32 protein-coding genes and 3 tRNA genes are annotated in these 25,723 nt (G+C 59.7%); 9 read left to right on the forward strand and 26 right to left on the reverse strand.

The features are described from left to right. Nucleotides 1-7 precede the first annotated feature (7 nt). The 8 genes from G5171_RS12460 (at nt 8) to G5171_RS12495 (ending at nt 5,028) form a co-directional block, all read left to right on the forward strand. The gene (locus G5171_RS12460; protein ID WP_005347033.1) at nt 8-196 is read left to right on the forward strand and encodes a Trm112 family protein; all 189 of its coding nucleotides are present in this window, start codon (nt 8-10) and stop codon (nt 194-196) included. Further along, nucleotides 193-942 carry a 3-deoxy-manno-octulosonate cytidylyltransferase gene (kdsB, locus tag G5171_RS12465; protein WP_201906360.1) on the forward strand — a complete coding sequence of 250 codons (750 nt, stop codon included), beginning with the start codon at nt 193-195 and terminating at the stop codon, nt 940-942. Before G5171_RS12460 ends, kdsB begins: the two co-directional genes overlap by 4 nt. Nucleotides 943-1,154: 212 nt before the next feature. Further along, nucleotides 1,155-1,799: a UvrY/SirA/GacA family response regulator transcription factor gene (uvrY, locus tag G5171_RS12470; protein WP_005337448.1), complete on the forward strand. Its 645-nt coding sequence runs from the start codon at nt 1,155-1,157 to the stop codon at nt 1,797-1,799. Between the two features lie 127 nt (nt 1,800-1,926). Continuing rightward, entirely contained in the window at nt 1,927-3,780 is a 1,854-nt protein-coding gene (gene uvrC / locus G5171_RS12475; RefSeq protein ID WP_421260246.1) for an excinuclease ABC subunit UvrC, read from the forward strand. Nucleotides 3,781-3,979: 199 nt separating this feature from the next. Next, entirely contained in the window at nt 3,980-4,534 is a 555-nt protein-coding gene (gene pgsA / locus G5171_RS12480) for a CDP-diacylglycerol--glycerol-3-phosphate 3-phosphatidyltransferase (RefSeq protein ID WP_041234310.1), read from the forward strand. A 181-nt stretch (nt 4,535-4,715) separates the two neighbouring features. Continuing rightward, nucleotides 4,716-4,791: transfer RNA gene (locus G5171_RS12485), tRNA-Gly, on the forward strand. Between the two features lie 35 nt (nt 4,792-4,826). Continuing rightward, nucleotides 4,827-4,900: transfer RNA gene (locus tag G5171_RS12490), tRNA-Cys, on the forward strand. A gap of 41 nt (nt 4,901-4,941) precedes the next feature. Then, a tRNA-Leu gene (locus tag G5171_RS12495) sits at nt 4,942-5,028 on the forward strand. A gap of 719 nt (nt 5,029-5,747) precedes the next feature. On the opposite strand, the gene G5171_RS12500 is transcribed toward G5171_RS12495, so the two are convergent. Beyond that, nucleotides 5,748-6,158, reverse strand: coding sequence for a hypothetical protein (locus G5171_RS12500; RefSeq protein ID WP_421260247.1), 411 nt, complete (start codon nt 6,156-6,158; stop codon nt 5,748-5,750). A gap of 431 nt (nt 6,159-6,589) precedes the next feature. Then, entirely contained in the window at nt 6,590-7,651 is a 1,062-nt protein-coding gene (locus tag G5171_RS12505) for a type VI secretion system PAAR protein (protein WP_421260248.1), read from the reverse strand. Nucleotides 7,652-7,844: 193 nt separating this feature from the next. Between G5171_RS12505 and G5171_RS12510 the strand changes: the two genes are divergently transcribed. After that, nucleotides 7,845-8,387, forward strand: a complete 543-nt coding sequence (locus G5171_RS12510; protein ID WP_421260249.1) for a hypothetical protein — start codon at nt 7,845-7,847, stop codon at nt 8,385-8,387. A gap of 13 nt (nt 8,388-8,400) precedes the next feature. Here G5171_RS12510 and G5171_RS12515 read toward each other — a convergent pair whose 3' ends face one another. From G5171_RS12515 to G5171_RS12630, 24 genes are all read right to left on the reverse strand, one after another. After that, the gene (locus tag G5171_RS12515; protein ID WP_421260250.1) at nt 8,401-10,011 is read right to left on the reverse strand and encodes a hypothetical protein; all 1,611 of its coding nucleotides are present in this window, start codon (nt 10,009-10,011) and stop codon (nt 8,401-8,403) included. After that, the gene (locus G5171_RS12520; protein ID WP_421260251.1) at nt 10,008-10,577 is read right to left on the reverse strand and encodes a hypothetical protein; all 570 of its coding nucleotides are present in this window, start codon (nt 10,575-10,577) and stop codon (nt 10,008-10,010) included. Before G5171_RS12520 ends, G5171_RS12515 begins: the two co-directional genes overlap by 4 nt. Then, nucleotides 10,577-11,455: a hypothetical protein gene (locus G5171_RS12525; protein WP_421260252.1), complete on the reverse strand. Its 879-nt coding sequence runs from the start codon at nt 11,453-11,455 to the stop codon at nt 10,577-10,579. The genes G5171_RS12520 and G5171_RS12525 overlap by 1 nt, the downstream gene beginning before the upstream one ends. Next, nucleotides 11,452-11,874 carry a tail fiber assembly protein gene (locus tag G5171_RS12530; protein ID WP_421260253.1) on the reverse strand — a complete coding sequence of 141 codons (423 nt, stop codon included), beginning with the start codon at nt 11,872-11,874 and terminating at the stop codon, nt 11,452-11,454. The genes G5171_RS12525 and G5171_RS12530 overlap by 4 nt, the downstream gene beginning before the upstream one ends. An 8-nt stretch (nt 11,875-11,882) precedes the next feature. Beyond that, nucleotides 11,883-13,598, reverse strand: a complete 1,716-nt coding sequence (locus G5171_RS12535) for a phage tail protein (RefSeq protein WP_421260254.1) — start codon at nt 13,596-13,598, stop codon at nt 11,883-11,885. Then, on the reverse strand, nt 13,595-14,197 hold the full coding sequence (locus G5171_RS12540) for a phage tail protein (protein ID WP_421260255.1): 603 nt from the start codon (nt 14,195-14,197) through the stop codon (nt 13,595-13,597). The genes G5171_RS12535 and G5171_RS12540 overlap by 4 nt, the downstream gene beginning before the upstream one ends. Next, entirely contained in the window at nt 14,190-15,377 is a 1,188-nt protein-coding gene (locus G5171_RS12545; protein WP_421260256.1) for a baseplate J/gp47 family protein, read from the reverse strand. Before G5171_RS12545 ends, G5171_RS12540 begins: the two co-directional genes overlap by 8 nt. After that, a complete protein-coding gene (locus tag G5171_RS12550; RefSeq protein ID WP_421260257.1) occupies nt 15,374-15,697 on the reverse strand; it encodes a DUF2590 family protein in 324 nt (107 codons plus the stop codon). The genes G5171_RS12545 and G5171_RS12550 overlap by 4 nt, the downstream gene beginning before the upstream one ends. Then, nucleotides 15,697-17,553 carry a phage tail tape measure protein gene (locus G5171_RS12555; protein WP_421260258.1) on the reverse strand — a complete coding sequence of 619 codons (1,857 nt, stop codon included), beginning with the start codon at nt 17,551-17,553 and terminating at the stop codon, nt 15,697-15,699. Before G5171_RS12555 ends, G5171_RS12550 begins: the two co-directional genes overlap by 1 nt. Before the next feature lie 6 nt (nt 17,554-17,559). Beyond that, complete coding sequence (locus G5171_RS12560; protein ID WP_421260294.1) at nt 17,560-17,748, reverse strand: DUF6890 family protein; 189 nt, start codon at nt 17,746-17,748, stop codon at nt 17,560-17,562. Further along, the gene (locus G5171_RS12565) at nt 17,745-18,008 is read right to left on the reverse strand and encodes a putative phage tail assembly chaperone (protein ID WP_029299933.1); all 264 of its coding nucleotides are present in this window, start codon (nt 18,006-18,008) and stop codon (nt 17,745-17,747) included. Before G5171_RS12565 ends, G5171_RS12560 begins: the two co-directional genes overlap by 4 nt. Next, entirely contained in the window at nt 18,005-18,199 is a 195-nt protein-coding gene (gene lysC / locus G5171_RS12570) for an Rz1-like lysis system protein LysC (RefSeq protein WP_421260259.1), read from the reverse strand. Before lysC ends, G5171_RS12565 begins: the two co-directional genes overlap by 4 nt. Continuing rightward, nucleotides 18,132-18,575 carry a hypothetical protein gene (locus G5171_RS12575; protein ID WP_421260260.1) on the reverse strand — a complete coding sequence of 148 codons (444 nt, stop codon included), beginning with the start codon at nt 18,573-18,575 and terminating at the stop codon, nt 18,132-18,134. Before G5171_RS12575 ends, lysC begins: the two co-directional genes overlap by 68 nt. Continuing rightward, nucleotides 18,572-19,033 (reverse strand): glycoside hydrolase family 104 protein, encoded by a 462-nt coding sequence (locus G5171_RS12580; RefSeq protein WP_421260261.1) that lies wholly within the window; start codon nt 19,031-19,033, stop codon nt 18,572-18,574. The genes G5171_RS12575 and G5171_RS12580 overlap by 4 nt, the downstream gene beginning before the upstream one ends. After that, entirely contained in the window at nt 19,023-19,346 is a 324-nt protein-coding gene (locus G5171_RS12585; protein WP_421260295.1) for a phage holin, lambda family, read from the reverse strand. Before G5171_RS12585 ends, G5171_RS12580 begins: the two co-directional genes overlap by 11 nt. Before the next feature lie 21 nt (nt 19,347-19,367). Beyond that, nucleotides 19,368-19,577 carry a TraR/DksA family transcriptional regulator gene (locus tag G5171_RS12590; RefSeq protein ID WP_421260262.1) on the reverse strand — a complete coding sequence of 70 codons (210 nt, stop codon included), beginning with the start codon at nt 19,575-19,577 and terminating at the stop codon, nt 19,368-19,370. Between the two features lie 9 nt (nt 19,578-19,586). Beyond that, nucleotides 19,587-20,042 (reverse strand): phage protein, encoded by a 456-nt coding sequence (locus G5171_RS12595; RefSeq protein WP_099358949.1) that lies wholly within the window; start codon nt 20,040-20,042, stop codon nt 19,587-19,589. 3 nt (nt 20,043-20,045) lie between these two features. Then, the gene (locus G5171_RS12600; protein ID WP_421260263.1) at nt 20,046-21,170 is read right to left on the reverse strand and encodes a DUF2586 domain-containing protein; all 1,125 of its coding nucleotides are present in this window, start codon (nt 21,168-21,170) and stop codon (nt 20,046-20,048) included. 4 nt (nt 21,171-21,174) lie between these two features. Beyond that, nucleotides 21,175-21,861 (reverse strand): phage virion morphogenesis protein, encoded by a 687-nt coding sequence (locus G5171_RS12605; RefSeq protein ID WP_421260264.1) that lies wholly within the window; start codon nt 21,859-21,861, stop codon nt 21,175-21,177. After that, nucleotides 21,858-22,370, reverse strand: a complete 513-nt coding sequence (locus G5171_RS12610) for a phage tail protein (RefSeq protein ID WP_279487966.1) — start codon at nt 22,368-22,370, stop codon at nt 21,858-21,860. The genes G5171_RS12605 and G5171_RS12610 overlap by 4 nt, the downstream gene beginning before the upstream one ends. A gap of 8 nt (nt 22,371-22,378) precedes the next feature. Further along, on the reverse strand, nt 22,379-22,840 hold the full coding sequence (locus tag G5171_RS12615) for a head completion/stabilization protein (protein WP_421260265.1): 462 nt from the start codon (nt 22,838-22,840) through the stop codon (nt 22,379-22,381). A 116-nt stretch (nt 22,841-22,956) separates the two neighbouring features. Further along, nucleotides 22,957-23,682: a terminase endonuclease subunit gene (locus G5171_RS12620; RefSeq protein ID WP_421260266.1), complete on the reverse strand. Its 726-nt coding sequence runs from the start codon at nt 23,680-23,682 to the stop codon at nt 22,957-22,959. A gap of 3 nt (nt 23,683-23,685) precedes the next feature. Then, complete coding sequence (locus tag G5171_RS12625) at nt 23,686-24,735, reverse strand: phage major capsid protein, P2 family (protein WP_203091160.1); 1,050 nt, start codon at nt 24,733-24,735, stop codon at nt 23,686-23,688. Between the two features lie 9 nt (nt 24,736-24,744). Then, complete coding sequence (locus G5171_RS12630) at nt 24,745-25,617, reverse strand: GPO family capsid scaffolding protein (RefSeq protein WP_421260267.1); 873 nt, start codon at nt 25,615-25,617, stop codon at nt 24,745-24,747. Nucleotides 25,618-25,723 lie beyond the last annotated feature (106 nt).

Consider the following 25,723-nt stretch of genomic DNA (forward strand, 5'->3'; position numbering starts at 1 on the left):
TATCGTTTTGGCTTTGGACATCAAGTTGCTCGACATCATCGCCTGCCCGGTCTGCAAGGGTAAGCTGCATTACAACAAAGCAGTTCATGAGTTGGTCTGCCGCTTCGACAAGCTGGCCTATCCGCTGGAAGAGGGGATCCCGGTACTACTGGAGAACCGTGCCCGTCCTCTCAACAGCGATGAGCTGCCGTCATGAGTTTCGTCGTCGTCATTCCTGCCCGCTATGCGTCAACTCGTCTGCCGGGCAAGCCGCTGGCGGATATCCATGGCAAGCCCATGGTGCAGCATGTGGTGGAGAAAGCTCTGCAATCAGGTGCCGATCGGGTGATCGTTGCCACCGATGACGAGCGGGTGCAGCAGGCACTGCTGAGCACCGGCGTCGAGGTGTGCATGACCTCACCGGATCACCAGTCCGGCACCGAGCGTCTGGCAGAGGTGTGCCGTCACTACGGCTTCGCCGCCGATACCATCATCGTCAATGTGCAGGGGGATGAGCCGCTTATTCCGCCCGCCATCATTCGTCAGGTGGCGGACAATCTGGCCGCCGCCACGGCGCCGATGGCGACCTTGTCGGTGCCGATCAAGGATGCTGAAGAGGCGTTCAATCCCAATGCGGTCAAGGTGGTGACTGACAAGGATGGCTATGCCCTCTACTTCAGTCGCGCCAGCATCCCGTGGGATCGGGATCGCTTTGCCAAGAGCCATGAGCAGATTGGTGACCACTACCAGCGTCATATCGGTATCTATGCCTATCGCGCCGGCTTTATCCAGCGTTACGTAGACTGGGCACCGAGCGTGCTGGAGCAGGTCGAGGCACTGGAGCAACTGCGGGTGCTCTGGTACGGGGAGAAGATCCACGTCGCCCAGGCCCTTGAAGCGCCGCCGGTCGGGGTGGATACCCAGGCCGATCTGGAGAAGGTGCGGGCCTTTTTGGCCAAGTGATGGCCACAGCACTAACGTCATGAAAAACGGTGTCGCAAGGCACCGTTTTTTGTTTTGAAAATTTATATAATTATTTGATTTTAAACGCTAAACATGGGTTTTCTCAAACTTTTGGCGTGCATGGTTTGCCAAAGCGACGAGTTTGGTTATGATGCAAGACGCCCTGTTAACCCTAACCGGGCGGCTAAAACGAGATAAAACGGGGTGTTTGGGTGATAAATGTATTCCTGGTCGATGATCATGAGCTGGTGCGTACAGGGATAAGACGCATTCTTGAAGATGTGCGCGGGATCAAGGTGGTGGGTGAGGCACAGAGCGGCGAGACCGCAGTTACGTTCTGTCGCCAACACCATCCGGACGTGATCCTGATGGACATGAACATGCCGGGTATTGGTGGTCTGGAAGCGACCCGCAAAATTCTGCGGATCCGCCCCGATGTGCGCATCATAGTGCTGACCATTCATTCAGAAAATCCGTTCCCCACCAAGGTGATGCAGGCAGGCGCCGCCGGTTACCTGACCAAGGGGGCTGCTCCCGACGAGATGATCCAGGCGATCCGGTTGGTGCACTCCGGTCAGCGCTACATCTCCCCGGAGATTGCCCAGCAGATGGCCCTCAGCCAATTTGCCTCCGCTGACGAGAATCCCTTCAAGTCCCTCTCCGAGCGCGAGCTGCAGATCATGATGATGATCACCAAGGGGCAGAAGGTGACCGATATCTCCGAGCAGCTCAACCTGAGCCCGAAGACGGTCAACAGCTACCGCTATCGTCTGTTCAGCAAGCTGGGGATCAACGGTGACGTGGAACTGACCCATCTGGCCATTCGCTATGGCATGCTGGATGCCGATACCCTCTAATCGGCTGGCGTGTGGTCACAAAGGCGGCGCGTGCCGCCTTTTTGCTTTTCTGCCCCTTTGCTTTTCGGGCGGCGAGGGCAGTATGCTCTGCCCGTCAATTTTTGCCTTTGTGTGAGCCGAGTAGCTGATGACCTTCTCTCCCGAACCTCTCTTCGACAGCAAGGCGTTTCTGAGCGCCGTCACCCATCAGAGTGGCGTCTACCGCATGTATGACAGCGGTGGCACCGTGATCTATGTGGGCAAGGCCAAGGATCTGAAAAAGCGGCTCGCCTCCTACTTTCGCACCAACGTCGACAGCATCAAGACCCGCACCCTGGTGCGCCAGATCGCCGATATTCAGGTCACCGTCACCCACACCGAGACCGAGGCGCTGATCCTCGAGCACAATCTCATCAAGCAGTACCAGCCCCGTTACAACGTGCTGCTGAGGGACGACAAATCCTACCCCTGGATCATCATCACCGCGCACCAGCATCCGCGCATCGGCGTCCATCGCGGCGCCCGCAAGGTGAAGGGGGAGTACTTCGGCCCATACCCCTCTGGCGGTGCGGTGCGCGAGAGTTTGCATCTGATGCAGAAGATTTTTCCGGTGCGCCAGTGCGAGGATGCGGTCTATGCCAACCGCACCCGTCCCTGTCTGCTCTATCAGCTCAAGCGTTGCGCTGGCCCTTGCGTACCCGGGTTGGTGAGCGAGGCCGAATATGCCCAGCAGGTGGAGCTTGCCAAACTGTTTCTGGCGGGCAAGAACCAGCAAGTGATTGGCGAGCTGGTGGGCAAGATGGAGTCTGCCAGCGGCGAGCTGCGCTTTGAAGAGGCGGCCCGCTACCGGGATCAGATCCTGGCGCTGCGCCGGGTCACCGAACAGCAGTCGGTGAGCGGCAACGTACTGGACGAGCTGGATGTGGTGGGGGTCGCCTTCCAGCAAGGTGCTGCTTGCATCCACGTGCTCTTTATCCGTCAGGGCAAGGTGCTCGGCTCACGCAGCTACTTCCCGAAAGTGCCTGCTGATACCCAGCTCGATGAGGTGGTGCAATCCTTCCTGCTGCAGTTCTATCTGTCGGGGCAGGGGGGGCGGCAGATCCCGAGCGAGGTGCTGCTCGATGTGGCCCTTGAGGACGAGAGCGTCATCGCCGAGACTCTGAGCCAGACCGCAGGCTACAAGGTGCGGGTGGTGAGCCGTACCCGCGCCGAACGGGCCCGCTTTATCAAGCTCGCCTCCATCAACGCCGAGACGGCGCTGCGCTCGCGGCTGGCTCACAAGAGCACCATCACCGCCCGCTACGACCAGCTGGAAGAGCTGCTGGAGCTGGAGCGTCCCATCGCCCGCATGGAGTGTTTCGATATCTCCCACACCATGGGGGAGCGCACCGTGGCCTCTTGCGTGGTGTTCAACCGGGAGGGGCCGCTCTCATCGGAATATCGTCGTTTCAACATCGACGGTATCACTGGTGGTGATGACTACGCGGCCATGGAGCAGGCGCTGGAGCGCCGCTTTGGCAAGCAGCAGGAGCCGGACAAGGTGCCTGATGTGCTGTTTATTGACGGTGGCCTCGGTCAGTTGCGTCGCGCCGAAGAGATCCTGGCCCGTCAGCTGGAGTTTCTCGGCGGTAAATATCCGCTGCTGGTGGGGATTGCCAAGGGGGTCACCCGCAAGGCGGGGTTGGAAACTCTCATCATGGGGGAGAGCCACGAAGAGCTGCATTTGCCGGCAGATATGCCCGCTTTGCACCTTATTCAGCATATTCGCGATGAATCCCACCGTTTTGCCATTACCGGCCACCGTGCCAGACGGGCCAAGGCCCGCACCAGCAGCACGCTGGAGGATATTCCGGGGGTGGGGCCAAAGCGGCGGCAGGCGCTGCTCAAATATCTGGGCGGCCTGCAGGAGGTTAAAAAGGCGAGCGTGGATGAACTGGCCAAGGTACCCGGCATCAGTCAGGAGCTGGCCCAGACCATCCACGATGGCTTGCACAGCGCCTGAGCAGGGTTAGCAGCATGGCAAAATCGCTAACTCCTTGATGCACAAGAGCCGTGACGCGAGGGGGCCGTAAATGCCATAATGGCCCTCGGATTTTGAGAAGATTGATGGATTAAAAAGACCAAGACGGGCGCCAGTGCGGTTGCATCGCAAATCGGCTTTGGCGCACTATGTAGCGACGTACAAGAAGTGGCTGAAAATAATGACAAATATACCTAACCTGTTGACGTTTTTCCGGATTTTGCTCATTCCCGTCTTCGTCATCCTGTTCTATCTGCCTTATCAATGGTCCTATCTGGCTGCCGCCATCATCTTTATTCTGGCCGCTGCCACCGACTGGTTTGATGGCTATCTGGCTCGCAAGCTCAATCAGTCCACCGCCTTTGGCGCCTTCCTTGACCCGGTTGCCGACAAGATCATGGTCGCCGCCGCACTGGTGGTTATCGTCGAACACTACAACACCATCTGGGTGACCATCCCCGCCATGACCATGATTGGCCGCGAGATAATCATCTCCGCCCTGCGTGAGTGGATGGCCGAACTGGGCAAACGCTCCTCGGTGGCGGTGAGCTGGATTGGCAAGTGGAAGACCATGATCCAGATGGTGTCGCTCACCGGTCTGATTTGGCAATACAACGTCTGGATGGTGTGGCTCGCCTACGTGCTGCTCTATGTTGCCACCGTGCTCACCTTCTGGTCGATGTTCCAGTACATGAAGGCCGCTTGGGGCGATTTGACCCACCACGCCAACCTGTGAGTCACTTGCGCTGCAAGGTGAGGTTTCCGCTGATTTGAGGCAGGAAACGGCCAAAGGCGCTAAAACTGTTCAAAAAGGGCAAAAAATGCCCGAACGATCAGGGTATTAAACATTTCTGGTTGACTGGGCGAGGAACATCGCTAGAATGCGTCCTCGTAGTCAGGCAGTCAGCCAGACCAATGCGGGAATAGCTCAGTTGGTAGAGCACGACCTTGCCAAGGTCGGGGTCGCGAGTTCGAGTCTCGTTTCCCGCTCCAAATTCAGACAATAGAGAGCCAATTCTCTTTTGCATGGCGCGTTAGCAAAGCGGTTATGCAGCGGATTGCAAATCCGTTTAGTCCGGTTCGACTCCGGAACGTGCCTCCATATTGACAAGCCCGCCACGCGAGCTTGATACCGATTGCGGTGCCCGAGTGGTGAAATCGGTAGACACAAGGGATTTAAAATCCCTCGACGTTCGCGTCGTGCCGGTTCGATTCCGGCCTCGGGCACCATTGAAATCAAAGAGTTACGAAAGGCCACTAGAAATAGTGGCCTTTTTATTTGTGCCAAAGTGGCGACAAAGTGGCGACAGAAATTTCGGTGATCGATTTAGGCCGACTCTATAACCCTGCCGTGTAGTGGTTGCGGTCGTTAGAAAACCTATTTTCCGTGGGGATGGCAATCGGCTCACCAATGGCATAGAGCACCTTCAAAATTTCAGTTTTCAAAGAACCACTTCTGGTGCTTAACCCACTGAAACAAAAAGCCTTCGCGCTGTTTCCCTGTAGCAAACCGGATCCTTTCCTATAGGTCCGATCCCCACGAAAAATACGGCCATCCTAATTTATTCAATGACTTAGGCTTTCATTGGGGCTATTCACCCCGCCTTCAAACTGTAAAACCCTGCAAAAAAGATCCTTCTTTGCAGATCCTCAACGCTCTGCGGATCCTTTATCTGGCGCGGTCTGGGCATATGGTTTTGCGGTAATCCACTTTTGCAAAAAATTTTCCTGGTGAAGCCCGCAGGCGGGAGCGGATGAGCGCGGATTCCGTGGCGCAGACGCCGCCGTGGGCTTCTCTGCTGCGCTCTGGCTGCTGTGCTTGACTATGAGTCTCGCGTATGAGGTGCGCCTGCCATATGGTGCTCATACATGCGGCGCCTTTCCCTGGCCATGCTTTGGTGCTGTCAGGCAGAATGAAGGAGACCCCACATCGTGGGGCCTTCTGCGTTCTATCTATCTTTTAGTAATTGGCACTTATCAACTGATATGGCATAAACTTGGTAAGAATTCCAACGTGAAACCCGTTTTAGCTCCTGACACTCCACGTAAATTTCAGACTTGATACTTAATTTAATCTTGGTTCCAAAGGCTAAGATTGGTGCAATGACGAAGATGATAATCACAGCTCCTCGTTGAAAAATCTTATCTGGATTACCAGTTTTTGCTAATGACATTAACACATGAACAAACAATACAATGCCGATTAATGGTGCACAGTAAGATGCCCAAATATTGGCAATGCCACTAACTCTGAATGACTGCGTACCATTGGATAACGTTGCGTACAAATCCTCAGATATCTGTTCATATCCGAACCAGATAAGTGTAGTCGCAATAAAAACCCTTATGATATAAATCATTACGATGCCTTTATCTACGCATTACTTCTTTTCACTTTCTAGGGTCGTGCATATGTTGTTATTTATTGCGTACGTTTTGCTTGTGAAGCGAGAGGTGACCTTACTCAGTTCGTTGCATAGTACATAACTGTTTACTTTGTTAATAGTTAACTCTTTCAAAGATAATGAAATTGCAGGGGAGATGAGCATACAACTTATTAATATTCCCTTTTTTAGAAATGCTGCTAGCGATTTACCAGTGGTAATTTCAACAGAGCAATACAAAATTATTATTAGGCTGGAAGATAGACAGGAAAAAACGGCCCAGTAATTTAGTATTCCAGCTATCACATAGATTTCCCGATGCTCACCAAAAGCTTGCTGTAGCATGTCCCAACCGAAGAACGTACTCCCAGCTGCGATTGCACCAAAGAAAAGTATTCTAATATAATTCACTCAAGTACCTCTTTGATTTTCCCTGTTAGTGCTTTTGAATATCCATATTGGTTATCGAAATAATCTAGCGCTTGCCCACTAAGGAACGAAGAGGCAGCAAACACAAATCCAGTAGCCACAATTCCTGCAGTTGCTGGAACCATGACAACAGCAAGTGTCGCTACACCAAGACTGATGAGTCCTTTAGTAATATCACCTGCACTATTGCCAACAAAATCCGCCAAGGTAGCATCGTCATGCATGATAAAATCTACAGCATTGACAGCTGTTGCAAAAACAATCTCAACGCCAACATTAATTTTTGCGTATCTAACCGCACCTTTTACATCATTTATGCCAATTCCAGCTTGAACCACTTTAGGGTTACTTGCCTTCCATTTATTTCCTCTCATCAGTGTCTGTGCGTGGCGCCGATAGCCTTTAATGATGACATAATCAACGCCTTTTATATTTTTTGTATAAGCCGTTACTCCTAATCCCCCGAGTCCTCTTGCTGTTTCAACTGATGTTTTAATCCCATCATATAAACTATGATATGCGTTGACATCGCTGATTGTATTTTTCCCGCCAGTTTCATCGTAGAGATTTTTCAATAACTCTTTGGCTTCATCTAGAGTTAAAACAGCAAAGTCTTTCGGTGGTGATACATATACGACTTCCAGATGTTTTCCTTGAGCGAAGTCATATGGAGGCCAATAAGCATTCTGTGCTGGGATCTCTACCGGTTGTGCCGGTGGGGCCGATCTCGCGGAACGGGCTGCAGGTGCTTGGTCTCCGATGACGACGGTGCCTGAGCCGATGATTACTCCACCACAGTCAACGGCTCCGCCAGTGAGTGCGGCAGGCATTCCATTTATAAAAACAGTGGAAGAACCTGATGCGATCTTCCGAGGATGTGGTGGGTTATTTGGCTTGTCATGAGGAGCCAGCGGATCACCAACACGTGCAGCGGGAATCCCATCTATGAATACATCAGGAGAGCCAGCAGTAATGGCTGTTGGATGGAAGCCGTCATGATCTGTTCCAATATCCCCAACTTTTGCAGCACTTTTTGCCATCTGAATTCCTCATCGACACGAATAAAATCCACTCAACATAACATGGCTGCAAATGTCTCCCTAGACCGATGTGTCTGATTTTTGTCAGAATATGACATCTATCGTCGCTGATAAGTCTACAGGTAATAGGTTTGATTCAGTCTTGGTTAAAGGGCTGTGTTTTTAGACTGCAAGCGATTAAGGCGAAGTTCGAATGACGGTAAAGGTTTCATGGCAAATGCGGGCCAGTGGTTTGGTTGTGTTCCTCTTTGGGTGTGCGAGTCTCTGGATGGCCATGGTATTTGGCGCTGAATTCACTGCGCTATTAGCACAGACACCAGATGACCCATTCAGAATGAATGATTGGCGAGGATGGTTTGCAATCTTCATTGGCTTGCTTGCCGCTCCCTTCATGCTGTATGCGGGGGGAAAGCTGATGTTATCTAAGAATATCCCCGAGCCCAATCTATCCTCTAAAGCTGGCAAGCAGCGACTGGTGATTGTCATGTTGCTAGTCGTTCTCGCTGGTTTTTCCGGCTATCTGACAAAGAAAGTCAGTATGTCGAGCATTGAGCGGTTAGGCTGGGAGCAGTGCTATGTCAAACAGACTAGCTGGCGTTTTGGAAAAGAACTCTATTCTCAAAATTGTGCGGCCCATGGCCTAATGAAGCTGGATCAGGCTCTGGACAAACTGTCTTTTGAGGAGCTGAAAGATAAGCTAAATAGTGAAATGTTTGAGCAAAATAAAGGGCCTTAATGGCCCTTTATTTTTATTCGATCATAGGTGATAGGGCATTAGCCAACTGGCCAACCTGCTTGCTCTGGCCGTTGAATGTCTCGGCATTGGTGGGGGCTGGCCCGCCGTGGGTATGGCTCGCGGTGGTAGCGGCCAGCTGCTCCACCAGGTTCATGAGCTGCAGTAGCAGACCGAAGATGTTCACCCCCTCGCTGCCCATCCACGAACGGGGCGCCTCGAAGTGCTGCAGCTCTCCAGCCACACTGCGCCGCAGTTGCCCGATCACCTCCACCAGATCACCGGCCGTGGTATGGGTCATATTGCCCAGGCACCCCGCCATCAAGTCATCACCGGCCAGCAGCTCGATGGCACCGAGTGCCTCGATGCGCTTCATTGCCCCGATCTGCTCCACGCTGTGCTGTTGGGTGGTGAGCTGATGCTGGCCGAACTCGCCCTGGTAGTCGTCCGCCTCGCGATGCATCAATAGTGCCTTGTCATGCTGGGTGCGGTCAGTGTGGCGGTGCTGGTTGCCCACAGTATCGGTGCGGCTGAACACCTCGGCCCGCTGCTGCTGGAGCTGTTCGCCCGGGGCAATGTCAGGCAGCGGCCAGCCCGAGCCCAGCACAGTGCGAATGAATGGTCGGTCAGCGCGGCCGAAGGCAAACCCCAGTTCGACGATCGTTCCCTCGATGGGGAACTGCAGTAGTCCCTGCTCGGCCCCGCCGAACATCACCGGCAGCGGCACGGCGCGATAGAGTGGGGCAGCCTTGTCCGGCTGGCCATCTTCCCCCAGTAGTTGCACGTCCACCGCATAGCGCGGGCGAAACGGATCATTGAGCTGGCCAGCGACCGCGCTGTCACTGATGGCCTCGACCCGCCCGAACTTGGGCAGGTGCATCTGGTCGGCCAGCTCCGGGAACTCGCCCTCCATCTTGCGCCGCTCCGGCGACTTCACCGGTTTACCGGGGGTTGCCGTGGTGAGGGTCATCTCATCACCCTTGAGGCGTACCCGTTCCACCCGCTTGCCGTTGATGAGTGCGCCCGGGCGCATGGCCGGGATCGGCGCAGTGGTGAGGGTGTTGCCCGCCTGGCGGCTGGAGAAGGCCGGATCCAGCTTTACCGCCCGCTCGGCCCAGCGGCTATGGGCATGACTGCCCACGTAGATGGCGCCATCCGGTTGCTGATGCCAGATGAAGTCCGGTACCGCAAAGGCGCGACCCGCGTTGTTGAGCAGCTGATAGCCGGTGCCGGCGCTGGTGAAATTTGGGATAGGCCGATCGGTATAGTCGGCCCCATCCGGCAGCAAAAAGGTGAGTTTTGTCTGGTCGCTCAACCAGGCCAGCAGACCGCGCAGGGTAGCGTGTTGAAGGCTGACCGGAAATGCACTCCCCAGTATCCCGGCCAGTTCACGGCACAGTAGCTTGCTGGCGCCATTGCTGGCGGGCTGTACGTCATACACATATCCGGTAAACCAGCGGCGCAGCTCGCCGTTATAGCCCAGATCCACGGTCAGGGTTTGCCCCTTATAGGCGTTCCCCTCGATGGTGAGGGCGGCACGTCCGCCCGCGCAGAGATCCAGCACGATATCGTGGTCGATGAGGTTTGCCGGTTGGCCGCCCAGGGTGAGGTTGGTCGAGAGTTTCACGCCATCAGGTCTCCCAGTTTGTTATCCAGCCCTTTGATGGTCTGCTCCCAGGAGCTCAGTTGCTCTTGTTCTGTTGCTGGCTTGCCGTTATTGCCATCGGCTGGCTTGGCAGGTTTGGTGTTGGCATTGCCCTGGCCCACGGTGGCCGGTGCCTTTGGCATCCGCTGTTCCCGCTTCTCGGGTACCGAGTTGTGTTCGCGCAGGGTGAACTGCACTTGCCACGCCAGCAGTCCCTCCTGCTCGCTGGCGGTAATGCGCCCGGCAAACTTGGCCTGACGCACCTTCACTGATTTGGCTAAGAGCGACCCGACCCGGTAGATGTGGCGCTTGCCGCCATCTCCTTTGGCATCGGCCAGCTCAAACAGGCGGCTCAGGGTCTGCTCATCCTTGAAGGGGACGATGCCCGAGATATCGAGTTCCTTGGCTTTGGCTCCTTGCTCCGAACTGCTGGTCGAGCTGGTTTGGCCGCTGCTGTCCTTGTCCTGAAACTGCATCGATGCGGTGATCCGCATCGACTTCATCACAATCGGCTCACCGTCCAGGGTGAGCATGGCGGTTTGGCTCATCAGGTTAACTCCTGCCAGAAGGTGAGCGGGAAGGGGGAGAGCAGCAGGGCGCCGACCGTCATGCTGTGGCTATGGTCTGGCGGGCTGCTCTGGCCCAGTTGGGCGGCCAGGCTTGCTGCATCACCTTGCGCTTGCCAGTACCACAGCTGGCCGCTGATGGTAGCCAGCTGGCCCAGTGCCTTCTCCAGCTCTGCCAGTTTGGCCGCGCGACGTTGTGCCAAGGCGGCCAGCTGGGCGATCGGGGTAGTAGTTCCCAGTGCCAGGCTCTCCAGTTGGGCGAGCTCGGCCCCGAGCAGTGAGCGAGCCGAGCGAAGCGGGTTCCATACCAGCGGCTCGTCTGCTTTCCAGCGTGGCACCTTGGCGGCGGTGGGCTTGCTCATGGCATCGTTGTTGGCCGATAGGCGGCGCAGGGCCGCGCACCACTCCGGCAGCGGCAGGATGGCGCAAAGCGGCGCCAAGGCATCGGCCAGCGCGGTTTCGCTGTTACCAGTGACCAACCAAGCGATGGAGTGCAGCTGGCCAGTCGGCAGAAGGGGATCTGCCCCGTCCTGCAGCTTGGCGGCAAGGGTGGCCACCGCATTGGGGGCGGCGAGGCTGTACTGGTTGCCCTGGTGTTGGCCCACCCCATGCTGATAGGGGGTTACGGTCAGGCAGCGACCGGTGACCAGCAGCCGGTCGAGCTCTGCCCGCAGTCCTTCCAGCGCGGCAGCGGCTTGGCTGATGGGAGTGGGGCGGTATTGCGCCCTTGGGGCCAGTGCCTGCAAGTGAGCCACGGCGCCAGCCTGGCTGTCTGGCAGTTGGCCAAGCACCCCGCTGGCACGGGAGTGGATCGCCCCGGTGCTGGCTGGCAAGCGCAGCGTGCCTTGCGTCCAGCTCATTGCGGGGCATCCGGCCAGGTGACATCGGTGGGCCACCCTTCGCTTTGCGGCAACCGGTAGAGGGCAACCCGATATTGTTGCCAAGCCGTCAGTCGCTCTCGCTCTGCATTGCTGATGATCCCCAGTTGTGCCGCATCTTCCAGTGGCGCCATTGCTGTGGCTGCGAGGTGTAATTTTGTATCCAAAATGGCCTGCATCTCGGCCGTTGTCGGCAGGGGCTGGGGTATGACGGTGATTGTCCCGAACTCACCAAACATCGCCCTGGTGTATAGCTCACGACCATGCTCTTCCGCATCGTCTTTTCGGGCGCTAAAGGGGACGAAATCAGGAAGATGGCTAAATAGCACTTCCATATTGATCACATCATCTACGCCGACCTGTGCTGTCACATTTCTGACGGATAACACACTGACATTCATCGTTTACCTCACGCAATGCGAATGAATAGGGTGACATTCCAGCTGCCGTAATCACGGTCACCTTTGGCATATCCCAGCGCCTTCCATGTCCCTGCGGGAGAACCGCCGATTAACACACCTTCTGCAGAACTGAATCTGAGGTTTGAACCCGCGATGGTTTGGCCTGGTGAAATTTGTCCACCTGAGTTGAATCGACCTAACAGCGCGTATGTACCGACCTGTTGATACCCACTGGCGACAATGTCGGCGTTTCCCTGCGAGGCAGGATGGGTGTGAGCCGACGGCGGCATGGTTGCGGGCTTGCCTGTCACTTCCGCCCAAGAGGGCCAGCGGGTAGCGGTAGCTGGCGCTCCGGTCACTTGCGACCAGGGATGGGTATGACTTGCTGCGGCAGCTCCCAGCTCGGCCAGGCTGGGCTTGTTGCCGGTGTTGTAATCACGGGTCCAGGGCGTCCAGGCCCCGGTGCTGTATTGTGCGCGCCGCCAGACTCGGCTGGAGTTGTAGACCAGGTAGGTCTGCTGTGTGCCAGCACCATTACTGACAATCAGCGCCCCGGCACTGTTCTCCGGGTAGTGGCGCGCAACCGAGGTGTTAGCGTTGGCATGCTGGGCATATACCTTCGGCTCTTTAAGGGTGTCGAGATCTTCGGTTCCGAGATTAATGGGGTTGAGCCAGGAGCCGGGGTGGGAATGGTTAGCTGCAGCCAAGTCGGGTTTGCTGGTCACCTCTGCCCAACTGGGCCAGCGGCTGGCGGTGGCCGGCACTTGGTCCAGCTCGCCCCATTTGTGGCGGTGACTGCCGTCTTTGATCTCCACCGCGATGGTGACGCCCTGGGCATCCTCCAGAATGCCTTTGCCGGTGACATCGCCGGTCAGCTCGATGGTGCGCTTGCGGCGCACGTCGGTCACGCTGCCATCAGCGTTGATGATGGCCACTTTGGCCACATGGTGCTGATAGCCGTTGCTGTCCAGGTAATCCACCATGTCCGGCACGCTCAGGGTGATGGTGAAGTGGTTCACCCAGGCATCAAGCAGGGAGCCGGCCCGATAGATATCGAGCCAGAGTCCCACCGGCTTGGCGCCCGGGGTGATTTTCTTCACCTCGTTGAGCTCGGCACGCAGGCCGCCGACATAGGCCACCCCGGGCCGCACCTTGTAGACCCCGGACTCGTTGACCAGCTTGAAGCCGTCGCCGTAGAAGGTGGCCGGCCCGAAGAACTGCAGCGCCTGCAGGCGCAGGTCATCGTCCATCCCGCGCAGGCGAGCGGCATAGTCAATCTGCCAGGTGCTGGCGTCCACATGGGTGGCGGTCGCTTCCGCTGCGCGGTCGTACTCCATCAGCATGGATTTGACCAAGCTGTTGCCGGTCTGGCCGACTGCCTCGTCAGTCTTGAGTTTGGTCTCCAGCCCCTTGTGAACAATCATCCCCACCACGCCGGTGGCCTTGTTGATGAGGTACATGGCGTTAAAGCTGAAATCGCCGACCGTGGTATCCATCACGATGGTGTAGGCCACCGCGTCGTTGTTGATGCGCCCGCGCTGGTCCACCCCGTGGCGGTGCACAATCTGGCCCTTCGGTGGCAGCCCGCTGTCCGGGTCGATGGGGGCGGCAGGATCGAGGTCTGGCACATTGGCCAGCACGAACTCATCGAGCACCACCGGCGTCTGGTTTGTCAGGCTCTCCTGCCAGTAGCGGTAGAAGGCGTTGGTAATGATCTGGCTCATGGGGTCCTCTTAAGCGTCGCGCCAAATACCTGCTGGCTCATGTCGATGTGACCAAAGCCCAAGGTGCTGGCGACCGGATAAACCACCTGAAACCGATAGCGTCGGCAGGTGCGGCCATAGTGTTGGATCAGGGTTTCCATCAGTTGCTGGTTGCTGGCGAGGGCGCTGTCGGTCACCTCGATGGTGATGACGTCCCAGGGGGCGCCTTCTTGCCGTTCGTGGATGTCGCACCAGCCGATGCCCAGGCGCTCGAAGATGCGCTTAAAGCCCGCGACCTCGCCGGCGTCTCTGGCATTCACAAAGGCGAACTTGACCCGCTTGCGAAAGAGCTGCAGCGGCTCGCCGTTAAAGCGGCTGATGTCCCGCTCCCAGGCGAGCAGCGCCAGCAGAGACTCCGAGCAGGTGAGCGGGTCTTGCTGGGCGAGTGGCAGCAACAGCCACCCCTTGAGCCGTTGCCAGAAGGCGTTGATGCCCTTGGCCAGAAACCCTGGCTCGGCGTGGGCCGAGCTAATGGTGTAGCCATCCTCCCACCAGGGGGCGCTGGCATCGGGGAGCCGCGGCGCTTGGCTATTGTGTTCAAGCAGGGTCGGGTTAGTCATAGAGGGTCACCTCCAGCCTGTTCAGGCGCGGGATAGCCAGCCCCGAGACGATGTCATCTTGCGCAAACTTGAGGCTTTGCAGTTGCGGGAACTGGCTGTGCAGCTCGCGGGCCAGCTGCGAGAGCGAAAAGCGCGAGCGCGGCCAGGTGCGAGTGACGCTCGGAAAATCCGCTGACTGACGAAACGCCGCTTTGACCAGCGATTCAGCGCCTTGCTTGAGGGCCACCTTCTGCTCGTCGGTGAGGTTGGCCACCGGCCACAGCTCCAGCGTGAGGCTGTGCTGGGTCTCGGGCATTGCCATCACGAACAGATCATCGCCGTGGCCATGGTTGCCCTGGCGGCCCACGTAGTCGTTAAGCTGGGCAATCAGGCTGGCCGGTGTGGTGCCCACCTCCAGCAGGATGTAGGCGTTGGCAGTGCCGGGCCCCCGCGGCGCTTCATGCTCGAAGAAGATGTGATCGGCCCGAATACCGGCGACGCTCGCCAACATCGAGCGGTAGATGGCGTCGATGTGGTATCGGCCTGCCGCCGAGAACTGGTTTTGAATACGCAGGCCCAGCGCGTCGTTGCTCTCGGCATCGGCACCCGGGGTGGTGATCCACTCCTTGTCATCGTTGCGGGCCGACAAGATGCCGGTGACCGGTTCACTCAGCAGGTTGTAGTAACCCGGGGCCAGATTCCAGGCTGCACCCGCGAACTCGGCCTCGCACACCACACGGGCCACCGCTTCACCGGCAGGGCTCACCACCGCCTGCAGGGGCTTCACCCGGTAGATGGTGCCGTTGATGCGCTCGGTGCTGACCCAGATATCGGCCGGGATGGTGACCGCTTCGCCAGGACTCACTTTGACGAAGTTGATCACCCCGCGGGTCTTCTGAGCGCCCTTGCGGGTCAAGTCCACGTCCCACGCCTTGAGGTCGAGATAGGCATCGGTGGCGGTAGCGGCAAAAGTGTTGGGCAGCACATGGCCGGCCAGCAGGGTGCGGATAAGCCAGAGCGCCGGGGTGATCACCACCCCGCGGACCAGCCGCCAGAAGGGGCTCACATCGCTGTCGTTGGTGATAAGGGAGCCGGCGGCCTCGACCTCCTTTTTGAGCTCGGCCTCCATGGCCTGCTCGGTGGTCGGCACACCGATCTCGGCCAGCAGAGCCATAAAATCCACGTTGGGACGCAGGTTCACAGGGTTACCTCCAGATCGCCAAATTCATAGGTGCGGGCGGTGACCAGCACCCGCTCGTGGGCTTCCTCGCGGATCACGATGGAGCCCGGCACCAGTCGCTCGTCGTTCTCAACCAGTAGCTCAATCTCGGTCATCACATCGGCGCGCAGGGTCGGGCTGCGCTCGCCAATCAGCTTGCGGGCCAGCCCCGACTCCATGATCCGGTGCTTGATGTCCTGGCCGATGCTGTGGCGGTCCCGGGTGTAACGGGGCTGGCCGCCGGCATCGAGTTGCCAGGCCCCGTTGACCACCAAAATGTCGATGTACTTGGCGTCTCTCATCACGGTGTCTCCAGCCAGGCGTTTTCGGCCATTTGCTCGGGGGTCATCGGATTCTGGTTATGCATATGCACTTCCCCGATACTCAGGTACTTGGGTGGCTTCTGGTTGGCGGTGGTCGCAGCCGCATTGGCCTGGATCAGTTGCTTGCCCAGCCCGCCCGCCGGTACGCGGCTCGGGTTGCCCTGGCTAAAACGGGCGAGGGGGGCGTTGATGTTCTCCTGATTGGGCATATTAAGATCCGGCATGCTGCTCATCTCGATATTGACGCCCGGGATCATGTTGAGCTTCTCAATCAGCCAGTCGACGGCTTTACCCAGTAACTGGAAAGGACTGAGGTCGGCGAGCAGTTGCATGAAACTGGCCCACCCGGTGGTGGCGGCAGCGATCACCCCCTGGATAGCATCAAACACGCCCCAGTCTGCCAGGGTTTGCTTGAGGTCATCCCAGTAGTAGATCGCCAGCCCAATGGCACCAACGAGCAGGCCGCCGATGAGATAAGCCAGCAGCACGGCAGGGTTGGCCGCCATCATGATGTTGACGGCCAGCATGATGGCGCGAAACGCCACCAGGCCCGCTTTCAGCAGGTTGAGCGGGGCAAGGATGATGGACCAGGCGATACCGAGCCCCAGGGTGGCCAGCTTGGCCAAGCCAGCGATCAGCATCCAGGTACCGGTGACCATGCTCAACCCCACGATGGCGAGCAGGGCATAGCTGATGACCTTGGTCAGGTTCGGGAAAAGATGCGTCCAACGCAGCACCTCGTTGGCACCATCGGCAAAGACCCCCACCACCGCATTGATGGCAGGTAGCACCACCCCGAACGCGGCGGCGCGGATGGCAAACCAGGCTTGCTCGACCCGCTGCCACTGGTCAGTCATGGCGGCGGCCATCTGCTCGGCCTTGCCCATGCCGTGGGTGTTGGCCAGCGCATTGATGTTGGTGGCGAGCGCCTTGGTGTTGGTCATCAGGAGCTTGATCATGCTGACCGCCTCATCCGAACCGAACGCCTTCTTGAGCTCGTCCCCTTCGGCCACGCTCAGGGTTTCGCCATAGCGCGCCTTGAGCTTGTCCAGCATGGTGAGCACCGGCAGCATGTTGCCCGCGGCATCGGTGAACTGGATGCCGAGCGCCTTCTGGGCATTGCCGACGCCGGCCAGAAACGCCTTGAACTTGGTACCGGCCTCGCCGCCACTCATGGTGGCCTGCAACTGCCCGAGCACCGCGAACTGCTCGTCCATCGCGATGCCGGCGGCGGTGGCGTTGGCGCCGATGGCCCCGAACGCGTCGGCCATGCCCTGGCCGGTGGTCTTGAAAAGTTGCACCGCGAGCGCGGTCTTGCCGGCCACATCCTCGACCCAGTTGGCCTTGCCCATCTGCTTGGCCTGCTGCTCGAAGATGCCGTACATGGTGCCCATGTAGTTGGTGATGGTGGCGGTATCGGCCTTGGTCGCTTTGGCCAGGGTGGTCGAGGCTCGGGTAAAGGCGGGCAGCTCGTTACCTTCGAGTCCAGCGATCGCCGACTGGATATCGTAGGAGGAGCGGACAATCTCGGTGGCTGACTCCCCGTACTGGATAGAGAGCTTCAACGCCTCGCGCCCGAGCGCCCCGAGCACCTCCTTTTGCACATCGAGCGAGGCCACCTCGGCCAGCGCCCGATCCATCTCGATGGCCGGGCCCAAGGCAGACTGGATCGCCATGCCGCCGGCGGCCACCGTGGTGGCCCCCATTGCCATGCTGCTCCAGCCCTGACGGCCGGCCTTGCTGACCTTGTCCATCTGGGCATTGATGCCAGCAAGGGGCTTGGTGACCTGATCCACCAAAGCCACCTGCATCATCAATTTTTCCATCCAGGCCATAGATCGTTATCCGTTGAATGCGTTGGTGATGCCCTCGGCCACTGCAGCGGCGTGGGACTCCCGAGCGTGTCGGTCTAACCAGAGGGCGCGGGCCAAGCTGTCGATGTCGTCTTCGTCATGGGGCAGGTAGTGGCGCCGCAGCGCCAGCGCCTGCTCCAGGTGATTGCGCTCGATAGCCTCGGCGCGCGCCGTCAGTTTTTTACGGTGATCTCCAGATCGGGGGCGAACTGCTGGTTAATGGCACCGGCCAGCTGCAGCGCCGCGCCCGGGCGTTTGAGCAGCTCATCGAGCGCCTCTTTGCTCTCCTGGCAGACGATCTTTTTCAGGTAGTTGTGGGCCGGCGCCACCTTGTCGCTTGGCATCATGTCGTTGATAAAGCCGTTGTAGGCCACCATGGTGGGGGCGAACTTCAGCTCTTTGCCGGCGACGTCCAGGGTGATGATGGGAGTGGTCATGGGGTGTTTTCCTCTTGTTCAATCCAATGGTTCAGGGTGTTGATTTGTGTTTGGCAGCGGCGCAGCGCCATCTGCAGGGTGGGGATAAACCGCACGGCATCGCCGTAGGTGCGCCCCTTGAAATCAGGCTCCGGGCAGTGGGGCACCAGTCCCGGCGGTGGTAGCCGCTTTACCAGCTGCGTTTGCACCACGGTTTGGGGCTGGCTGGAGCAGGCGCAGAGCAGCGTCAGGCAGAGGCTCGCGAGCGCAGTCCGGGCGGCCCGCCGGCGGCGTGGCCAGCGCTTGTTGCAGTTCATCGGCGGTTTTCCTCTGTTGTTGGTCGAGCTCGGCCAGAGCGGCGTTCTGGGTACCCAGCAACTTGCGAAGGCCCGCGGCATCGCGTTGCAGTGTCGCCAGCTGACTGGCCTGCAGCTCGTTGGTCTGCTGCAGGGTGTTGATGGTCTCGTTGGCGGTGGCGAGTGCCTTGCCACGGCTCTCCAGCATCCGGTTGCCAAGAAACAGGGCTGCGCCCATTACCAGCACCAGGACCAACAGCACATTGGAGAGCAGTGCCTTGAAGGTGTTCATGCCAGTACCCCGCCGAACTCGGTGAATTTGGCCTGCAGGTCGGCCAGCTGGTGCTCGCGCTGACCGTAGCCGGCCCCCGGCAGGCTGGCCCAGATATTGGCGCATTTGGAGATAGCCTCGCGGATACGACCCTTGAGCACATCGTCCAGCGCCTTGCGCTCGCGAATAAGCTGGATTGCCCAGGCATCTTGCGACTCGGGGCCAAAGTCCGGCAGGCCGAGCTGGTCGCGGTAGTGGGCCCAGTGCTTTGACAGGAACTGATAGCGGCCAGCCGCGGTGCTGCTCAGGGTCTTGTTGACCTGCACCAGCACGTTCGGGTGGGTGGTGTAGCTCTCAAAGAACCCCGCCGGATTGACCAGCTTGTTGTACCCGTCATCGCCCCGGCCCTTGGTGCCTTCGGCATAGGCCAGCATGTCGAGAAACGCAGCCACCTGCGGGTGGCAGTGACTACGCGGCATCGTTGCTCCCCCTTTTGCTCAGTACTGTCTTGGCCTTTTCGCGGATGATGTCCACCCCGAGCAGCCCCACCACACCGCCGATAAAGGGGGCGGCCTCATAGGGGACGCCGAGCAGGGTGGTGCCCGACGCCGCGGCCAGGGTAATGAGGCCGCACAGGGTGGACTCGATCAGACGGCGGCGCCCGCTGCCGCCGTCATAGGTGATGCGCATGAAAGAGATGCTCAGCGCCAGCAATGCCCCGGACACGGCGGGCCAGTTGTCCATCAGCCAGGCCATCAGGGCGGCCCAGAGGGTGGGGTCTTTGTTCGGCATAGATTTCATATCCCGTTCTCGTTATCGCCCGTGTCGCTCGGCACGGCTCTGGCAGGGGACGCACAGCCGCACCCCCGGCACATGTTGACGGCGTGCTGCCGGGATGGGGTCGTCGCACTCTTCGCAGCGGTGCCGGCTCTCCCCCTGGTAGCGCCCTTTGCCCACCTGGTTGGCCAGATGTACGGCCAGCATTCGGGCGGCGTGACTGTTTGCGCGGTCGATATCGTCCACCTGGCCCCCTTACCCTTTGAGGTGGCGGGTGTCGTCATCCGAGAGGTACGGCACGCCATTGATGTGAACGAAGTCGGGGGAGGTGACGATGCCCTTGAGCTTGTGCACCCCCTTGCTGCCCCCTTTGGGGTCGATGTCGAGCAGGTCGGCGATCTGCAACTTCACCCCGAAGGCCTCCACCTTCATGGTTTCGTCGCCGGTGTCGGCGTAGAACAGCACATCGTCCGGTTTCAGCCCGCGCCAGCTGCCGGCCCGTTTGGCGGCATCACTCAGCAGCTTGAAGTTCTTGGCATCGAGCTCGAACTCGCACTCGGCCGATACCTCGCCATCCACATAGCCGTCAGGGATGCCGCGGGTTTGCGCCACGGCGCTGCTGTCGGTGATGGTGAGGCTGGCCTTCTCGACGTGCACCATGGTGCCCAGTAGTTCAATGTCGAAGCTCTGCCCTGAAATGCGTCTGGTCATGGCTTAGCCCTCCCCATTGGTGATGCTCAGATCGAGCATGATGTTGATGGTTATCCCCTTGGGGCAGTCCACGGTGCGGATCACCACGTAGATGGAGACGTGGTTTTTGTCGGTCCACTGGATAGCGATATCGCCATCCCGAGGGGAGGTGATCTCGCCCGGGAACGGCTGGCCGTTGATGGTGGTGGTCCTGGCCATCTCGCGCAGGTCTTTGCCAAAGTAGAGAATGGCGGCGGCCGTGCTGCCCGGGGTGGAGTTGAACGAGCGATCGCCGATACGGGCAATGGCGCGTACCCGCATCCGGCGCGCCACCTTGTAGGCCACCCGCAGGTTTTCGATCACCTGGTAGTCGCCGCCCTCGGCGTCCAGAGTGCGGCCGTCGGCCCAATAGATGCCGTCATAGTCCGGGTACCACATCGGCACCGAATAGCGGTTTTGTTCCAGGGTTTGCAGGGTGGCCAGCGGCAGCTCGATCCCGTCCTTGTCCTTGGGCTTGTTGCCAAGGCCGACCAGGGCACCGGTTTTGACCCGGCACGGGGTATCGGCAATGCTCACCGCCCGGTTGCACAGACGTCCGGCGTAGGCGCCGGCGAGGTTGGGCCACAGCTGCGGCAGCAGGGTGACGGATTCGGCCTTGATGCCATCTTGCAGGGTGACCAGGGCGGCCTCGTAGTCGCTCCAGCTCTGGCCATCCTGCTCGGCGGCATTGATCCCCGCGACCGCCAGCAGCATGAACTGCCAGCGACCCCACTTGGCGATCAGCTCCTGGTTCAGCGCGTGGGCGGCGTTGATCTTGGCCTCATCCCACTCTTGCCCCAGTACCACCACCCCTTCAAAGGATTGGGTCTTCTGGGCCTCACGGACTGCATCTTTCCAGTCCATGTCGGTGGGCAGCACATAGGCGGCTGCCGTCCAGTTCTGGCCAGCGTTGGCCATGGCGGCCTGCAGGTTGGTTTTGAGCTCGCTGTCAGCGGCGCCCAGCAGTTGGTCAAAGTCGCTCTGGGTGTTGAGGGAGAGCAGCTTGCCGGTATTGCTTGGCGCCGTGCCGACAAACAGCAGGTGGCGCTCGACCTCGGTCACTGGCCCCTGCATCTGGTTCAAGTTGTTGATCTGTACATAAGGCCACATGGCGTTATTTCCCCTTCATCTCTTGCTTGTTGACGTCCCAGCCGTAGTCGATGCTCTGCAGGGCACGGGCAAAGGCTTGCTCCCGTTGTTTGGCGTTGGCGCCGAGGAACGGGCGGGCAGGGAGCTCAATCTCCCAGCGTGTTTTCACCGGTTCATCCTTGAGCTTCCTGATGAGCAATCCCGCCTGGGCGTAGTTGAGATTGCCGGTGATCCAGCCGAGCGACGCCGAGCGGTATGACCCCTTGCGCGCCCCCGGGCGCTTGAACCCGAGCTCGCGCAGCTTGCGGGCCTGCGCCTTGGTCGCCGGTTTTTGCTTACCGCCTTCACTGGGGGCAATGCGGCGCCGGCTGGCCGCGGTCACCTGATAGGTGTGCCCCTTTTGGTGGGTGTTGGCGATAACCCCCGCGTGGGCGTTCATCGTCCCCCGTTTGAACCCGAGCTCGGCCACGTCCTGGCTTGGGGCGTGGATCTCCAGCAGTTTGGGCAGGCCGCGCAGCATCTTGCGTTTGCCCCGCTTGCGCGGCGCCCAGGGCTTGCCGTTGGGGTCTTGCTGCTGGCGCACATGACGGGCCGCCAGCTTTTTGAGCTCGGCCGCGGCGCGCCACACCAGGCGCTTGCGCTTCTGGGGTGGCAGGGCCAGCAGGTTGAGCTGGTCCCGGCTGCTGCGAGCGTCCAGAGTGATGGTGATCATGCCGGGCCACCTACCTGGTGATGGCCGGTGTCACCGACGTTCATGTCGATGTGGTCGGCCACCCAGATTTCATAGGGGGCCACCTGCCAGCGCTTGCCGAGCCAGTTGATGGGGCCGCTCGGGTGCTCGATAAGGCGCAGCGGCTCGGTAAAGGCGAGCTGGATCTCGAGATCGGCGCTCTTCTCATCGTTCGGGGTCACCGCGTATTCCGGGTCGGCCAGCTCAAACTGCTCGCGAAACGAGTCGTGCTCCTGCACCCAGGCGGCGACTGCAGCCAGTACGATGGCCGGATCCAGCTCACGAAAGGGCAGTTGCTCAACGATGAACACCGCCTGATAGGTGAGCCAGGCCACGTCTACACCGGTCGGGCCCATGTTGCGGGATTCGAGGCGGATCGTTCCGTTCTCCATCCAGCTGTCGAGGGACTTGCGGCACTTGGCCGGCAACACCCGGGTGAGCTCGGCGTGGAGGGCGTGCAGGAAATAGCCCTGGGCTTGCTGTTCGCTCATCTCTTTACTCATATCAACGAGACCCCCGCCCGGTGTTTGCCCTTGATGCTGCGCACCAGCTGCTGACTCTCGGCCAGCAGTTGGGCGCGCTGTTCCGGTGCCCGCTCGGCCAGGTTGTTGGCGGCCGGCCGCTCGGTGACGCTGGCGAACTCCGGCAAGATGGCCGCCTTGGCGCGGGCAAACACCGCGGCCAGATACTGCTCGGTTAGCGCATTGGTGCCACCCTCAAGGCTTGGCCCCGGTACCTCGGCGGCGCAGGCATGGCCCTCGGCCATCAGTGCGGCCTGGCGCATCGCCAGCTGCAGGTTGATTTCCGAGATGGCCGCCAGCAGGGCGGCACCGGTGGTTTGCGGGTCAAGGTCGGCAGGCAGGGCGCGGCGGCGCTCAAAATCGGCCACGGCCACATCGGGCCAAAACCCGTCATTGCGGATAGTGGCGGCGCTGTAGTCGATATCCTTGCCTGCAAACATCAGTGACCTCGCTGGTTGAATAGGTGCACCCCTGTCGCCACGCAATTGCCGCTGGGTTCGCCAAAGGCGCTCCATGGCATTCGCGCCGGGGTGCGACGGCGCGGAGAGTCGGTTGGTTATTCGGGATTGAGCACCCGCAGGCGCATGGCTATCTTCTGGCGCAGGGTGTTGACCCCCACCTTGCTGTGCAGCTTCTCTGCTTGGGCCAGCCAGTGGTCGGCTTGCTCCAGCGTTGCGCTGTCACCCACGGCACTGGGGCGTGGCTGACCGTCCTGGTCACGTAGCAGCAGACAGCCCGCTGCCTTGAACCACTTAGCGGTGAGCTTCTCGTTAAGGCGCCAGTCACCCCGCACCTTGTCGAATACCCGGGAGAACCAGGGCTCGACCGCATGGCCCTCGGCCGCTTGCTTCTCGGCCCACTCCAGCACGGTGTCGGCCACAAAGTGGGCCCAGTCCCGCTTGATGTTGTTCGGGGTGCGCTGGCCTTGAGCGATAGCGAGCTCGGCCCAGGCGATGCCGGTGTCGAAATCGCCCACATCGAAGGCCCAGACGGTGAGCAGCTGAAACAGCTCGTTCTGATAGGGCTGGTTGGACTGCGCGACGCTTGCTAGATAGCGCTCCACATAGGGGCGGTATTTGGGCATCAGCTCGCTGCGCTTCATGTTCACCCGATCGCCAATGCGGGCCAGCTTGCGCAGGCGGACGATGTCCTGTTCCAGGGCAATCATCTGCAGGTGCAAGCTGTCCGCCACCGCGCCGGTGGCCATGCCAGAGCAGGCGGCCTGCGCGGCCCCCTGCATGGCTTGCACCCGTTGCTTGTGGCGTTGGCCCGGTGAGCTCATGGCTTACTCACTCGGCGCAGTGGGGGCGGCGCCGATCTCGATGTCGGCCTCTTCAAAGCCGCCATAGGCCAGGTATTCGCCGATGGCGTAGCCTTCCATCCGCCAGTACTGGTTATCGAAGCATTTCTTGTCCTGGTTATCGTCGGCCTTGCGCTTGCGGGTGCCGCGCTGGGTGTAGATGTGCAGGTTGTCGAGGGTGGTGACCACCATCCGCTTGCCCGGGAAGAAGGGCGGGATGTAGGCCTTGCGCCCGGCAATGGACTCGGCCAGCTTCTGGGCGGCGATCTGCTCGGTCGGTTTGGTGGCTTCGCTGTAGAGCTTGGCCTGAGCCGAGGCCACCAGGTCGGTGCCGACCAGCACGACCAGACGCGGGTCCTGGCGGAACAGCGGATCGATGGTGGTGTTGATAAGGTCGGAGGCCATCTCGTCCAGGGTTTTGTAATCCCCCTTGCCGTCCGGGTCGAAGTGGATCTTCTTGCCGGCCTCGGCCTTGATGATCTGGCTGCCTTCGTTCCACTCGCGGGCCAGCTGATGCCAGCCTTTGTTGACGTCTTCGCCGAGCGGGTTCTTCTCCGGATCTGTGGTGTCAGCGGCTTTCACGCCGTTCCAGCCGACGCGTAGCATGTCCAGGGCAAACGCCTTGTTGATGAAATCGCCCACCAGGCGCAGGAACTCGCCCTCGCTGCCGGCGTTGGCCCAGACGCACAGGGTTGCCCAGTCGAGCGAGGCACACGAATCGGTCTCGGTCAGCTCGTAGGTGTTGCCGGCGACGCCGATCTTGCCGTTAAAGCGGCCATCCTTCTTGCGGCCGGTGAACAGCTTGCCGATGCCCACTTGCACCACCTGACCTTTGATCTGGTCTACGTCGAGGCAAGTGATAAGGCCCAAGAACTCGACGGAGGCGAGCAGCGCAGCGCGAAGGCCGGTTTCCACCGGACCGGTGACGCTGAACTGCTTGGCCAGCGCGTTGACGGGGATGCCGTAGGCCTTGGCCAGGGCGTTGCTGTATTGCTCCAGGCGCTGCATGGCCTGGACGGTAAGGGTCTGGCTCACGGTCGCTCCTTAATAGACTGCGGGGGTATCGTCACCGCCGAGGGCGTCCGGGCGCTGGCCCGGCTTCTCGACAGAGAACTGGTCGATCTTGCTGTTCAGTTCACCGAACTTGTCGGTCAGGCTGGCCAGGGTTTGTTCCAGCTTGCTGAACTGCTCGGTGGTGATGCCGGGTTGTTCCTCCACCTTGGTGGGCTCGGTGACCGGCTGGGTGGTGTCGTCGGTGGCCGGTTTGGCTTCCAGCTTGGCGCTGAAGGCATCGATCTTGGTGCCAAGGCCATTAAGGGCCCCCAGCATCTGATCGAACTGTTCTGGTTTCATTTCCTCATCCTCGGGTTGGCTGGGGGGAGTTATGGGCGCTTGCTCGCCATGGCTGGCCAGGAAGCTGAAAAACTTGGCGATCAGGCCATCGGCCTTCTCGTGCTTGGGTAGCTTGAACATGGAGAGGTCCAGCGGCTCGCTGGTGCCAACGGCCTGTCCCTTGTTGCTGTTGCTGAACTTGAGATGGGTGGTGCCGGTGCTGGCGGGCTCGTCGGTGACACCGAGGCCCAGCAGGTAGGTACGCCCCAGATCGGCGAAGTTCTCGAAGGGTTCGATGGAGCAGAACTGGTACTGACCGTTCTGGTTGTAGTAGATGAGATCGCGATTCGGGCAGAGGATGGCGAACAGCTTGAGCTTGCCATCCACCTCTTCGGTCTTGAGCGCCTGCACCGTGCCATAGCTGGACCAGCGATCGTGCTCCGGCCAGATGACGGCGGTGTAATAGGTCGGATCGTAGGTCTCGGCCATGTCGGTGAGCCAGTCGCGGGTAATATCCCGCCCGTCCACCGCTTTGCCTTCGGTGGCGATACAGACCCAGCCAGTTCTCAAGGTTGATTCGTTCATGCCTGCTCCCAATAGATGCGGGGTCAGGCTATCGGGTCGGCAAGGGGGTTTCATCCAGTTGTGTTCGTGGCGATTCGGATCCAGCGGGATATCCGAATTGCGTGGA

Origin of the sequence: Aeromonas sp. 600774 (assembly GCF_049175075.1) — a bacterium.
In the GTDB taxonomy this organism is placed as follows: Bacteria; Pseudomonadota; Gammaproteobacteria; order Enterobacterales; family Aeromonadaceae; genus Aeromonas; species Aeromonas veronii_A.

Coding starts and splice junctions, on each gene's coding strand:
- G5171_RS12615 (WP_421260265.1), bottom strand. CDS start 22,840: ATGTTTGCAGGCAAGGATATCGACTACAGCGCCGCCACTATCCGCAAT.
- G5171_RS12565 (WP_029299933.1), bottom strand. CDS start 18,008: ATGACCACTCCCATCATCACCCTGGACGTCGCCGGCAAAGAGCTGAAG.
- G5171_RS12580 (WP_421260261.1), bottom strand. CDS start 19,033: ATGCCGCGTAGTCACTGCCACCCGCAGGTGGCTGCGTTTCTCGACATG.
- G5171_RS12525 (WP_421260252.1), bottom strand. CDS start 11,455: ATGAGCTGGACGCAAGGCACGCTGCGCTTGCCAGCCAGCACCGGGGCG.
- G5171_RS12520 (WP_421260251.1), bottom strand. CDS start 10,577: ATGAGCCAAACCGCCATGCTCACCCTGGACGGTGAGCCGATTGTGATG.
- G5171_RS12605 (WP_421260264.1), bottom strand. CDS start 21,861: ATGATCACCATCACTCTGGACGCTCGCAGCAGCCGGGACCAGCTCAAC.
- G5171_RS12585 (WP_421260295.1), bottom strand. CDS start 19,346: ATGCCGAACAAAGACCCCACCCTCTGGGCCGCCCTGATGGCCTGGCTG.
- G5171_RS12530 (WP_421260253.1), bottom strand. CDS start 11,874: ATGAATGTCAGTGTGTTATCCGTCAGAAATGTGACAGCACAGGTCGGC.
- G5171_RS12540 (WP_421260255.1), bottom strand. CDS start 14,197: ATGACTAACCCGACCCTGCTTGAACACAATAGCCAAGCGCCGCGGCTC.
- G5171_RS12550 (WP_421260257.1), bottom strand. CDS start 15,697: ATGAGAGACGCCAAGTACATCGACATTTTGGTGGTCAACGGGGCCTGG.
- G5171_RS12610 (WP_279487966.1), bottom strand. CDS start 22,370: ATGAGCGAACAGCAAGCCCAGGGCTATTTCCTGCACGCCCTCCACGCC.
- G5171_RS12620 (WP_421260266.1), bottom strand. CDS start 23,682: ATGAGCTCACCGGGCCAACGCCACAAGCAACGGGTGCAAGCCATGCAG.
- G5171_RS12505 (WP_421260248.1), bottom strand. CDS start 7,651: ATGGCAAAAAGTGCTGCAAAAGTTGGGGATATTGGAACAGATCATGAC.
- G5171_RS12510 (WP_421260249.1), top strand. CDS start 7,845: ATGACGGTAAAGGTTTCATGGCAAATGCGGGCCAGTGGTTTGGTTGTG.
- kdsB (WP_201906360.1), top strand. CDS start 193: ATGAGTTTCGTCGTCGTCATTCCTGCCCGCTATGCGTCAACTCGTCTG.
- G5171_RS12535 (WP_421260254.1), bottom strand. CDS start 13,598: ATGAGCCAGATCATTACCAACGCCTTCTACCGCTACTGGCAGGAGAGC.
- pgsA (WP_041234310.1), top strand. CDS start 3,980: ATGACAAATATACCTAACCTGTTGACGTTTTTCCGGATTTTGCTCATT.
- G5171_RS12600 (WP_421260263.1), bottom strand. CDS start 21,170: ATGTGGCCTTATGTACAGATCAACAACTTGAACCAGATGCAGGGGCCA.
- G5171_RS12500 (WP_421260247.1), bottom strand. CDS start 6,158: ATGATTTATATCATAAGGGTTTTTATTGCGACTACACTTATCTGGTTC.
- uvrC (WP_421260246.1), top strand. CDS start 1,927: ATGACCTTCTCTCCCGAACCTCTCTTCGACAGCAAGGCGTTTCTGAGC.
- G5171_RS12575 (WP_421260260.1), bottom strand. CDS start 18,575: ATGAACACCTTCAAGGCACTGCTCTCCAATGTGCTGTTGGTCCTGGTG.
- G5171_RS12555 (WP_421260258.1), bottom strand. CDS start 17,553: ATGGCCTGGATGGAAAAATTGATGATGCAGGTGGCTTTGGTGGATCAG.
- G5171_RS12595 (WP_099358949.1), bottom strand. CDS start 20,042: ATGACCAGACGCATTTCAGGGCAGAGCTTCGACATTGAACTACTGGGC.
- G5171_RS12630 (WP_421260267.1), bottom strand. CDS start 25,617: ATGAACGAATCAACCTTGAGAACTGGCTGGGTCTGTATCGCCACCGAA.